The organism is Vibrio sp. DNB22_10_4, assembly GCF_052879755.1.
Window position 1 is genome coordinate 95,803 of sequence record NZ_JBNNXW010000008.1, and the last position, 12,735, is coordinate 108,537.

Here is a 12,735-nt window from a genome sequence, read left to right on the forward strand (position 1 = left end):
GTCAGGCCCTTTTTTCCCACTTTTTGTCTGCGCTACAAACTCCAAGTTCGCACCATTTGTTTTCACTATCTAGGAGTTTATTCGATGAAACTGTCCTCAATCGTCACTCGAATTTACATTAGCTTCTTTGTACTTATCGCTATCATGATGGCTTCATCTTGGTACGCGATTCAGTCCACTTCAAAAATGACTGATCGAATTGAATCCATCACTCATGAATCAACGCCACTTATGATGCACACATCGGCGTTGACCATCGCTTTCCTTGATATTAATCGAAGCCTTACCCGCTACTTGGCCGCAATGTACATCGATGAGCTTGAACCTTTAGCCACGGACATTAAAACAAAAAATGCCTACTATCACACCGAGGAGCAATGGATATCACAACACTTAGAGTTCAATACAAGCACCCAAGAAACACTCTCTATTATTAAGTCTGGTAGTGCTGAAGTGCTGAAACAAATCGCAAATGTAACCGACTTGTATGAACAATTCCTCGACCTCAAGGATCAAGATGACTTTCAGCAATCAAAGTTTCAACCGATTGTTAATCAACTCACTTCTGATCTCGTCAGTGGATTGTCTAATGCAAGTAATTCGAATGAGCGAGCAGCCATCCAAGGGCTACTCTCGCAACTGAGTGTGCTCAGCGTAGATGCTAACAAAGCATTTTCAATGCAAGATATTGTCGAGCTAAATGCTTCGAAACGAAGTTTCTCTTCGCGCCAAGAACGGTTTCTACAAGCCGTCGATGTATTGAGAACCGCTTCACCTACTCTCTCTCGCTCTACCGAACAAGCGACGAAACTTTTTTCCAATCAGCTATTTAGCAAGTCTGGTGCAATGAGCCTGCATATTAGGGCTTACGACCTATTCGACCAACTATCGACACAAAGAGCGCACTTAGCCACATTAATCGACGCACACCTGACGGCTATACAGCAGCTGTCTGACTATGCAGACTCGAGCACTAAAGTCGTAGAAACGGAGGCAATAGACAGCGCTCACCATGTCGTATCTGTTTTGATAGGCGTGCTAGCTTTCTCAATCCTTATTGCTCTTGTTATTGCCATTCGTCTTGCTACATCAGTAAGAAGGCCGAGCAAACAAGTACAAAATGCACTAGAACACCTAGCACAAAAAGATCTCTCGGCAAAAGTAGAATGTCAGAGCCGCAACGAGTTTGGAAGCATTGCCAACAAAGTGAACCTAGTTTTGGAGCACTTATCTGAAGTAATATTCCAATTGCGCAGCTCTGCAGATCAGCTTAATCAAGCATCTATTGAGAACCAACAAACCAGTGACCAACTTACCGAAGACATAACGCGTCAGACGATGCAAACCACTCAAGTTGCGACCGCAATGAAGCAGATTGAATGTGCGGTCAAGGAAATTGCTCAATCTGCCAACGATACGCTTTCTACTGTAACAGAAGCAGTTGACCTCTCTTCTCAAGGACAAAGTGCGATTAATGCCAATGCTAATCTGCTAGGCACTCTGTCCTCTCGACTTTCGGAGTCAACGGCGACGATAGAAGAGTTGGAACAAGAAGTTGCAAGTATCGAAACAATTTTGGAAGTCATCTCAGGGATTTCAGAGCAAACAAACCTACTGGCACTCAATGCCGCCATTGAAGCCGCTCGTGCGGGCGAACAAGGAAGAGGATTTTCAGTTGTGGCTGATGAAGTACGAGTACTGGCTGCAAAAACCACCAACTCGACCTTTGAAATTAAGCAGAAAATAGAGCAGCTACAAACCAGTACTGAATTTGCCGTCTCACAAATCAACCTCTGTGCTCATGATATGAACCAATGTATCACTCAAGCAGGTAGTGTCGAACAGAATCTAAAGGGCATACACCTTCTACTTAACGATATTGAAAATCGCAGTACCAACATTGCTTCAGCAACAACGGAGCATCAATCGGTTGCCAGTGAGGTAACAAGCAGTGTCAATGATATTTTCAAGCTATCAGAATCGAGTGCTGACAAATTTAAATCCCTCACTCAACATGGGCTTAGTTTAGAGCAAATGGCAGAAAAACAGTTAACACTCACCGCTAATTTCAAGCTTCCGCTAGATAAAGAATTAGTACCATTACCAGAATCGAAATAGTCAAGGAAAATACGAAAATACAGAGAGAAAGAATGAAACAAAAAACTGCCAACAGTTAGGATTAGTTACACAGGTTACATTCACTACACTTATGAAAGATCCATATGCTGGGTATATCAAGCTATCTTCATAAACACGAAATAGCTTGATACTCCGCACAAATTGACTAAATCAAACTAACTAAAAATTGGGTAATAATATTAATATCACTTTATACCTTCGCTATGCTGCTTAAGCCATAATAATGAAAAAGAAAAAAAAGTCCGCCACGGTTTACGATGTGGCTAAACTCGCCGGTGTGTCACCCAGTACTGTCTCACGCTTTCTTAACCGTACCACCTACGTATCAGATGAGAAAAGTGAACGCATTGAGGATGCGGTTAAAAAGACCGGTTACAAGCCTAGTTTCCAAATGCAACAGGACTTGAGTCGACGTTCAATGACCATCGGCGTGTTAGTACAACACCCAGATAGCCCATATACCTCGACTATCGTCAACGATATGGAAAAGACGCTGATCAGCAAAGGCTACTCTTTAGTTATGGCCTCTGGACACTGGCAAAACAAGCTTGAAAATCATGCGCTTGAATACTTAATTAAGAGCAATGTTGACGGCATCATTATTGTAACTGGCAACTTAGACAACCAAAAAATCATCTCGACAGCGAAGTCGATTCCTGTTGTTACGGTTGGTTACGATATTAAGGGAGACAGCATTTGTTCGCTTAACCTTGATAATGTCATGGGTGGTTACATCGCTACTCTTCATTTACTCCAGCAAGGCCACAAAAATATTGCTCATATCAAGGGATTATCATCACAACCTGATGCATCTGCACGTTTTGAAGGTTATAAACAGGCACTTAGTGAAGCCAGCATCCCGGTCAACTCCAAACTGGTCAAAAGAGGCGATTTTGGTATGGATTTGGGCTACAGTGCAACAAAAGAGTTAATCGACTCCAACATCTATTTTTCCGCAATTTTTGCAGCCAATGACCTCACCGCCTATGGCGCTATAAAGGCGCTGCATGACAACGGCCTTAAGGTTCCTCAAGATGTTTCCGTGGTTGGTTTTGATGACTTACCGACTTCAAAATACTTTACGCCCGCTCTCACCACGCTAAGGCAGCCGATTGAAGAGATAGGAACTGTATGTGCAAACTCTATTCTGAGTATGGTTTTAAAAGGCCAATATGAGGCTAGAATGCCGCCTATAGATTTAATAATTCGCCAGTCAACAAGTTCTATTTTTAATAAAGATTAACTTTAAAAAAAAACAAACCCTCATGCATAAATTCATGGGGTTTTATACCCATAAGAAAAATCAGCATATAATTTAAGCAGTTCCAGTTCATAAACAACCGCACCCTATCTATTTACTTCATGGATACTATTACAAATTCAACGTCCATAAATACACCTCAAAAAGAAAATATAATATTGTTTATATGATTTCATTACATTTATTTCTTTCAGATAAAACATAGATGAGTAATAAAGGGCTAGGATCTCCTCCTAACCCTTTTGTCTCAGTCTATCGGTATCCTTTCTCTACTCTTTGCCATTAGCATAAATAAGAGAAAATCATACCCGGTCTGAAATAGCGCCCAGCGGTGTATTTAAGCCCAGTGTTGAGCAACCAGGTATGTAGCTTGACCGCCTGTTCGTCAGGCATAGCTTCTGTAAACGCGCTACGAAACTCAGCAAAGTCCGGCGTCAAATCTGGATTTACTCTGCCATCAGCCAAAATACAATTTGTTGCTTTTAGACTTTGCAGCCATTGCTCAGCCGCGGATTCCGCTAAGCCAAATTGCTCGACTAAATCAGACTGAGAAACAGCCACTGAGCAGTTAAACCCTTCTGGCGCTGCGAATGGGATCTTCGCGTAGTGGTAGAGCGCTGTATAGACAGAATCTATCAAAGCCTCGGCTTGCTGCTGCTTACCTGCCAGTTTTAACGCCGTTGCAGTACTGAACTGTACACCAATCCAAACGTCTTGTGCCTGAAACGCATCATGGGGTGCGCCATCGCAAAGGGTCATGTTAGCCACACCCAACTTAGGGCTATTCTCTTTAAAGTTTGTACGGTAGATATAATCTAGGGTACGAGCGACTTTATCATCTTCAAACAGCCCTTTATCACCAATCAGTTTCAAATAACTGTCAGCAAGCAAGGCATCGCCAAAGCTATTATCTGAGTCAAGTAAGATGTCCTTATACGCAGCGGTAAACACATCTGGGGCGAGCTCTAGCAAACGATGTTTTTTAGAGACTCGCTGCTCGAACATGCTCAGCTCAGACCCAAGATCAACATTATCTAAATAAGCGTTAATCACCTTTTTGTCTTCGGTTTTATCGCCAGTTAGTGATAGGCCTAATGACTGTAAAGAGTCATTGGTTTCACCCGTTAAATGCATGGCTTGTACTGGCGTTGCGAAGAAATGGTAATAACCATTTCTTTCATCCCACAATGCGCGCTCCAACGTGTCTAGCGCAGCAGACGAGCGTTGTTGATACCAATCTGCTAAGTCCTTTTCATCCATCAATTTAGCCAGTTTACTGGCGGCTTTGAGTCCGGCGGACCAGAGGCTAGCACAGTAAATGGAAATGCCGTGAGAAGCCAAGTTATCGAAAGTATCATCCGTACCACGCGTCAGCGGCAGTGTGTCACCCTCTTCAATAAGCGCCGTCAAATACTCAACGCTTTCCACAATGGCAGGCCAGCAGGCTTGAACGACCGATAAATCGTTAGAATGCACATAGTGACGGTAAACCATTAGGATGTATTTGGGTGCAAGATCTTTCCACTCTTTCACGTTATGCCAATCATAAGCGTCTGGCTGGATGTCATAAGGACTACCTAAATCATGGATAACCGCACCTTTGATCGCTCGTACGCCCTCATACTTAGCATCACATAGTTCTGCATTTGGCTTTTCGGCATACTCCCAATAGCGACGCTTAGTTGGATCGGAGGCCATAATCGCGTTAGCAAACTCGCGCATGACAACACCGTCGAGCTCTGGCAATAGATAAAGCAAAGAGAATGAGCCATAGAAATACACATCAAGCGAGTTAAAGAAAGGATAGTCCACGCACTCTTTCACCAAGAACTTATCCTGGCAATCCCACACTGTCGATTCTGCTAGAAACGACAGTGTATTCATTGCCATTGTGGTAAAGCGGGCAGCGCTCTCACTACTTTCAAAGTTCGCTTGAGCTTCTTGATAAAATGCCTGTTGCTGCGAGACAATTCGATGTTCGATATCGCTCAGTTTTGGCAGAGTATCTTTAAGTATCGACTGCGCAGGTTGTGATTCTTGGTAGAATTGAGCGTACGATTTTCTCGACTCCCATCCATCAAAGGAGATTTTGCTGTGATCCATCACCTGAACGAAACGAAGATCGACCGTTTGACCTGGCTCAAGCTCCACTTGAACACAAACCAAGCCCTGTAAACATTCACGGCCACTGTATATGCCTTTGTCGAACAACTGATTGGTTCGGCCAGTTTTTAAGCTGGTTTCCAGCGCTTTTTGCGATTGTGTGGTATATAAAGACGGTTTTACCGAGACGGTGACTTTACCGCTTTCAAGCAAATCCGAGTCCGATTGAACACCAAAGCAAACTTCGCCCTCAATATCAGACGCATAAGGTGACTGACTTGTCAGTGCCACGCCTTTAAATACCGAGTTATCCGTTGTAATGGTGACAGGACGGTGCGACTGATCGATTGGGTTTTGCGTCAGAGTACAAAATGAATCTTGCACACCATCGCGGCCTTTGCGATAGGTAGAGCCAATAAGATTCGTGAGTGGCTGAACAATCGTCACCACTTTGGTTTCAGTACCACTGTTTTCAACTGAGAACAGGTTCCAGTGAAGCGGCAACGAGCACAGTGTTTTGTCGCCTTTAACAATCGGTGACACCACATTTCGAGTCAGTTTAATATCTTCAAACGATGAATACTGATACTGCGCAATAGGGTACATGGCTTGGTACTGAATGTCTTCGCGTGCCACACTGTCTATCGCCGATTGGCTTACCGCATTTAACGAGCGAAGCTGAGCGGTATTGTTGATCAAATGTCCATCAAAGAAATCAACAGCAACTCGCACCTGCGTTGAAACACTGTTTGCTTTAAGTTCCAATTCACGCTGTGTTTTATCAGAAAACTCGACGTTCCACTTTAAAAATCGATCTTTATTATCACTATAAAACGTAGCATCAGCTAGAGCACGTTTAATTTCACTCTCTACATTTTCTTTTGAAATATCGGTCGCTAAATTTCCGTTCAACACGACCGGGTAGTATTTAAGGTACTGAATCAACGCATCCATATCGGCTATTATCAAATTATCAACCGATGGAATATCCATAACTGAAGCGTGGAAATCATTGAAGTTTACATCCTCAGTTTCAATATCGATAAAAATCCCCGGAACAAAGCTAAAGTTTGGCGTTGAACCAAGCGGTGTTAACGTGAATGCGCTGCCGATGCCGCCTACTGCCATCCCTGTATTTTCAGGTGTCGTGGAGATAGGTACGTACCAAGGTTGAATAAATTCAACCGCATTCCCCTTAGCACACAGTTCATTCACTGTGCCCTTGTAAGTGGTATTTTCTATATTAAGAATCATAACAATCCCTTATTGAATATCTTTTTTATTGTGATAGCATCAATTAAAAATGGAGTCGAAAATGTTTAAAATAACCCAAGATAACTTCGGCCACTTTGGTTCGTTGCAAATTAAAAACTCTAAACGCGGCATATTATTGGAAATCATCCAAGACTTTGGCGCAGTAATAAATAAACTCATTATCAACAATAGTCCTTTCTCATTTATTCAGGGCTATCAGAGCGCGGAAGAATTAACCAAAACCCATCCATTCTTTTCTCGTAGCGCCAAACTGTTTCCATTCCCAAACCGCCTAGAAAATGGCCAGTACCAATTCCAACAGCAAACATTTATCCTACCCGCGAACTTTCCTTGGTCTCAAGATGCTGTTCACGGGTTACTTTACAACCAACCATTCTCAATCCTTCATACCGATGCCAATGTTGACTATGCCGAAGTTAGCCTTCGCTACAACACCGAGCACCTTTGTGCTGGTTTTCCACACAGCTTCCTATTAGATGTCATCTACCGTATCGATATTGATGGTGTCTTAACTTGCACCACCGAAGTCACGAATACCGGTGTTAACTCTCTGCCCTATGGTGATGCATGGCACCCATACTTTTCGTTAGGCTGTGAGCGTGACCAAGTAAAACTAACCATGCCTTCAAGCCAAGAACTCGTTTCAGAATCTGGCCTTCCTACTGGTTCATTCAAACCATTTGACCAGTTTGCCCATGGCGCTTGGCTAGGCGACGCGGAGCTGAATCACTGTTTTCAGTTCGAGCTGTCACGCCCTATCGCTTTGTCTCTTGAGCGAGCAGATCAACGAGCCTCTATTCGTTACCAGCAAGATGCAAGCTACCCATTCATCCAACTCTATACACCCAACTCCGAGCCCACGTTGGCTATTGAGCCCATGACTTGCCCGGCGAATGCGTTTAATAATCACATCGGTCTTAAAGAGCTAAGCCCCAACCAGCTGGAGCGTTTTACTTGGCAATGTCAGGTTAGCTATCAAGCCTAAACCACCACACCGTCAGAAGGGGCGCTTAGCGCCCCTTTTTTTATTTACCCGAGTGTCACTTCGATTTGGTGTTCACCTTCTGCAAGCACCGGGATCTTGTTACCGTCAATCAGTTCGCCATTAACCAGCACTTTCGTAACTCCTTTCGAAACGTGCTCTGGGTTGGTCACTTCAATGCAGTAAGTTGCTCCGCGGAACTGACGTTTCACTTTAAATCCAGGCCAGGCTTTTGGAATACATGGGTCAATGATCAGGCCGTCGACATCGGGTCGAACGCCTAAAATCCACTGCGTACCCGCCACATAAGTCCAAGACGACGTACCCGACAACCAAGCATTTCTTCCTAAGCCAAATTGCTCATGCTCATCCCCTAAAATGTTCTGCGGATAGCAGTAGGGTTCAGATTCAAACACATCAATGTGATCGTTTTTCGATGCTGGGTTGATTTGACGATAGTATTCATAAGCTCTATCACCATTGCCCATTTTCGCTTCAGCAATCATGACCCATGGGTTAGAGTGCAAGAATATACCGCCATTCTCTTTCGCGCCCGGAGGATAAGTGGATACACCGCCCAATTTTGGATCAAACCCGTTGTAGCCCGGTGTCGACAACTTAATACCATTACGTGTATTGAGTTTTTGATACACGGACTCTAACGCTTGAGTCGCACGCTCTTCAGTAGCAAAACCTGAAATAACCGGCCAGCTTTGGCCATTAGTGTATATCTGCCCTTGCTGATTCACATGTGAGCCGATAGGCTCGCCTTTCTCATCAAAGTAACGAATGTACCAATGCCCATCCCAACCATAGTCATTGACGATACGCTGCATCTCTTGATAGTACTCTTCAAAGCGCTGCTCTAACGCACTATCTGTACGCAGTTTGCAGAGGTCGAGCATATCCAGTAACGCCTTACCGTACATATTGGCGATCATCATAGACTCAGCGCCCGTCGGCAAGTTCACCGTATCATTCCAGTCCGCAAAACCTAACAGCGGCAAACCATGCTGACCACGATTGCTGTAAGTAAATTCAATCGCACGGCACAAGTGATCCCAAATGCTCGCCGACTCAATAGAGTTGCCGTGTTTATCTTTTTGATAGTAAGGCAGCACCTTATCTAGGAACGCGGCATTACCGGTCTCTTTGACGTACTGAGTGACCGCAAAGATAATCCAGAGGTGATCATCACCGTAATAATCTGGACGGTCTTCTTCCTCCCTTGAGTCACCTGCATTCGCTTCCATGGTTGACGGGAAGAACTGGTGCATAGCCGAACCATCGGTGTTTTGTACTGTTAGCAATCGCTCAATCAACTCGCGAGCTTCTTCTGGCATATGTGAAATAACACCCAAGGTATCTTGAGAAGAATCCCTAAAGCCAATACCGCGCGCACCATAGCCCAGTTGATACAGCGACAAGTAACGCGACCAATTTTTCGTGGTGTGACACTGACGCGGGTTGTGTACATTCAGCATTGAGTTCATGGCCGGATCAGGCGTGTCGACGTGCAGTGTTGCTAAATACTGCTCCCAATGAGAAGCCAACGCGTTAAACGCCTCATCGACCGTTTGGTGATCGCGATATTTAGCAAGAAGCTCTGTCGCTTGTTCTAAACTTTCCATCTGAGTTAGCTGCACCACAGTGCGCTCCTGCTGCTCTGGCTCTAGCCAGCCTAATCTTAGGTTCAGTGCACCAATGTTGTCGCCACGCAGACATTCAGAGTTGTTCAGCTCTTGGTGATTTAACGCTTGCGGAGCTGCCCAACTTCCGTAGCCCATATTGCCAAGAAATTGCTGACGATCACCATCAAATGAAGTCGCGATTTTGTCCGCCGTCATTAGGTTGACGGCAAAATCTCGCTTCATAAAGGCGTATTGTTCAAGCACAGTATGACCGCTCTGCTGCTTGTGCGCTTTCAGCGTCATGGTTTGTGGTACCCAGTCCGCATTAAGAAGCTGCTTTAAAGCATCAAAGTGAGTGAACTCATACACTGGAATCACATCTACATGCAGTGGTTTGTCTGAGATGTTAGTAACTTTAATGTCCTGCAGCAGCACGGGATCGTTGTGCGGTACAAAGAATGTCGCTTCACAACGCACCCCATACCCTTCCGATACGATGGTGGTGTACGACAAGCCTGTATGGTTTTCATAGCGCTCCAGAGGCTTGAGTGTCGGCGTGTAGAATGGCGAGAAAATTTCTACATTACCATCAGCGTCTTGTACCTTAATATAGGTCGTAGACCCCTTAAAATCGGAGTTTGGCAGCTGGGCGATGTATTTGGTGACCCTGTTGAGTGCTGGGTCCCCCTTACACAGCAGCACTCCACCATTACTATCCACCAAGCCGCCAAAATTGAGCGTGCCCACATAATTACACCATTTAATCGGTGTGCACGGTGTCGTGGCGACATATTCCTTCGCCGCGTCATCAAAATATCCAAATTTCATCGTCGTGTTCCCTAACCCCTTTACTCTCAAAGGGGTTTATTCAAAGTTAAATTAAAGTCGTTGGTCTGCGGACTAGTCGATGGCGAGTGAGTTTTCGCTTAAGGCATCGAACAAGTGGATTGCATCTAGATCCAGATAAAGAGTAAGCTCGTCAACATCGACCTCTGCTGCTTGCGTTTCAACCACAAATGGCTGACCAGCCACTTCGGTCTTCAACAGGATGCTCGCGCCAAGTAGTTCCTTGTCTTTGATTGATACAGGGATTGGGAGCACACGGTCATGGTCGACTTGCTCTGGGCGCAGATAAAGGTCTGTTGGACGTACACCAAAGTGCAGAGCAACATTTTTTGAAGCGTGCGCTTTAAAGCGTTCTGGCAGTGGAATATGTACATCACCAAGCTCAACAAAAAATTCGCCATCGATGTCGACAAGCTGTGCGTCGAGCATGTTCATTGATGGGTTCCCAATAAACTGAGCAACAAACTTGTTGGCTGGACGTTTAAAGACATCCGTTGGTGTGCCAACCTGTGCAACGTAGCCATCCTTCAGAATGACGATGCGATCAGCGAGCGTCATGGCTTCGATCTGGTCGTGAGTCACGTAAATGGTTGTGGTCTGTAGTTTACGATGCAGTTCTTTGATTTCTTCTCGCATTGTGCCGCGCAATTTGGCATCCAAGTTCGACAATGGCTCATCAAACAAAAATACTTTCGGTGTGCGTACCATCGCACGCCCCATCGCGACACGTTGACGTTGGCCGCCAGACAGTTCTTTCGGCTTACGATCGAGCAGTGGCGTTAGCTCTAGCATGGTCGCGGCTTTGCGAACTTCAACATCGATATCACGCTTAGCCATGCCCTTTAGTTTGAGAGCAAAAGCAATGTTTTCATACACTGTCATGTGGGGGTACAAAGCATAACTTTGGAACACCATCGCCAAGTCTCTGTCTTTTGCGTCCACTTTGTTCATGCGCTTGTCGCCCACAAAGATATCACCTGATGTGATGTCTTCTAAGCCAGCCAGCATTCTTAAAGTTGTTGATTTTCCGCAACCAGAAGGGCCAAGAAACACCACGAACTCACCGTCCTGGACGGTAAAGTCGAACTCTTTTACGACTTCTACGTCACCGAATGATTTTTTGATATTGCGAAATTCTACTTTAGCCATTTTTGTTCTCCTCAGAGCGCGCCAGAAGCATATTGCGATAGGCAATCGCACTCTGTTTCAGTGTTCTTTTTTGTGTTTGATAATCGACATGTACAATGCCGAATCGCTGGACGTAACCGAACGCCCATTCAAAGTTGTCCATTAAGCTCCAAGCGAAGTAACCGTGGACGTTAACGCCGCTTTCTATCGCCTTATCTAGAGCAAGCAAGTGCTGTTGCAGGTAGCGTTGACGCTGCTCGTCATCCACCTTTCCTTCAATACACTCATCATTGCCTGCGGCGCCATTTTCAGTAATGTAGATCGGTGGCAGATTTGGATAGCGTGACTTGATTCGAACCAATAGATCAGTCAGTCCCTGTGGGTAGATTTCCCAACCGATATGAGTGTGCTCCGAGTTTGTTTGAGGGATGGCTTCGATATCGCCATTTTCATCAAATCTCACCACGCCACGTGAGTAGTAGTTGATTCCGATGTAATCGACCGGTGCAGAAATAATCTCTAGATCCCCTTCTAGCACCATAGGTTTGTGGGCGTATTCACGCTCTAGTACTAATTCGGGATAACTTCCCTTGAGAACGGGATCCATAAACCAGTGATAATTTGCAGCGTCTTTGTACATAGCCGCACCTTCGTCCTTTTCGCTTTCTGGATAGAACGGTGTGGCGTTGTAAACAATCCCGTGCAATGAATCAGGCGCGTTTTCACGCAGTACTGGCATTGCTAGACCATGTGCCAGTAATAGGTGATGCGACGCTAAAAGCCCTTCAGACTCCCCGACCACGCCTGGTGCATGGATCCCCCAGCGATAACCAAGGAAAGCGGATACAAACGGCTCGTTAAGTGTGGTGTAGACATCGATCTTATTGCCAAAGTAGCGACTCACTACCTCAGCATAGTGAGCAAACTTATACGCCGTTTCACGATTAAGCCATCCACCTCTGTCTTCCAAATATTGAGGCAAATCCCAGTGGTAAAGCGTGACATAGACTTTCATACCCAGAGCATGACATTTATCGATAATGCGCTCATAAAACACCAAGCCTTGAGTGTTGACCGCGTCTTCTTCAGGCAGGATGCGCGGCCATGCAATTGACAGCCTGTACGCGTCGACACCAAGAGAATGAATCATCTCGATATCTTGTTCCCACAGGTGGTAATGGTCACAAGCAATATCGCCATTGTCACCGTTGTCTACTTTGCCTGGTTGTCGACAAAACGTATCCCAAATCGAATCACTACGCCCGCCTTCTTTCGTCGCGCCCTCAATTTGATAAGAGGAAGTAGCCACACCAAAGACAAACTGCGGGTCACGCATTTTTGAGCCAAGTGGCAGTTGAAACTGTTCCATC

At 45.1% G+C, this 12,735-nt stretch carries 7 protein-coding genes; 3 read left to right on the forward strand and 4 right to left on the reverse strand.

The window, feature by feature from the left end; all coding sequences use genetic code 11:
• Nucleotides 1–84 precede the first annotated feature (84 nt).
• Both ACVA6Q_RS17405 and ACVA6Q_RS17410 read left to right on the forward strand, forming a co-directional pair.
• Entirely contained in the window at nucleotides 85–2,118 is a 2,034-nt protein-coding gene (locus ACVA6Q_RS17405; RefSeq protein ID WP_446648331.1) for a methyl-accepting chemotaxis protein, read from the forward strand.
• A gap of 244 nt (nucleotides 2,119–2,362) precedes the next feature.
• Nucleotides 2,363–3,382 (forward strand): LacI family DNA-binding transcriptional regulator, encoded by a 1,020-nt coding sequence (locus tag ACVA6Q_RS17410; RefSeq protein ID WP_446648332.1) that lies wholly within the window; start codon nucleotides 2,363–2,365, stop codon nucleotides 3,380–3,382.
• Between the two features lie 300 nt (nucleotides 3,383–3,682).
• Here ACVA6Q_RS17410 and ACVA6Q_RS17415 read toward each other — a convergent pair whose 3' ends face one another.
• On the reverse strand, nucleotides 3,683–6,757 hold the full coding sequence (locus ACVA6Q_RS17415) for a GH116 family glycosyl hydrolase (RefSeq protein ID WP_446648333.1): 3,075 nt from the start codon (nucleotides 6,755–6,757) through the stop codon (nucleotides 3,683–3,685).
• 61 nt (nucleotides 6,758–6,818) lie between these two features.
• On the opposite strand from ACVA6Q_RS17415, the gene ACVA6Q_RS17420 reads away from it, so the two are divergent.
• The gene (locus ACVA6Q_RS17420; protein ID WP_446648334.1) at nucleotides 6,819–7,763 is read left to right on the forward strand and encodes an aldose 1-epimerase; all 945 of its coding nucleotides are present in this window, start codon (nucleotides 6,819–6,821) and stop codon (nucleotides 7,761–7,763) included.
• Between the two features lie 44 nt (nucleotides 7,764–7,807).
• On the opposite strand, the gene ACVA6Q_RS17425 is transcribed toward ACVA6Q_RS17420, so the two are convergent.
• The 3 genes from ACVA6Q_RS17425 to ACVA6Q_RS17435 all read right to left on the reverse strand — a co-directional run bounded on the left by ACVA6Q_RS17425 (nucleotide 7,808) and on the right by ACVA6Q_RS17435 (nucleotide 12,734).
• A complete protein-coding gene (locus ACVA6Q_RS17425) occupies nucleotides 7,808–10,219 on the reverse strand; it encodes a GH36-type glycosyl hydrolase domain-containing protein (RefSeq protein ID WP_446648335.1) in 2,412 nt (803 codons plus the stop codon).
• 72 nt (nucleotides 10,220–10,291) lie between these two features.
• Nucleotides 10,292–11,386 carry an ABC transporter ATP-binding protein gene (locus ACVA6Q_RS17430; protein ID WP_446648336.1) on the reverse strand — a complete coding sequence of 365 codons (1,095 nt, stop codon included), beginning with the start codon at nucleotides 11,384–11,386 and terminating at the stop codon, nucleotides 10,292–10,294.
• Entirely contained in the window at nucleotides 11,379–12,734 is a 1,356-nt protein-coding gene (locus tag ACVA6Q_RS17435; RefSeq protein ID WP_446648337.1) for a GH1 family beta-glucosidase, read from the reverse strand. The genes ACVA6Q_RS17430 and ACVA6Q_RS17435 overlap by 8 nt, the downstream gene beginning before the upstream one ends.
• Between the last annotated feature and the right edge of the window lies 1 nt (nucleotide 12,735).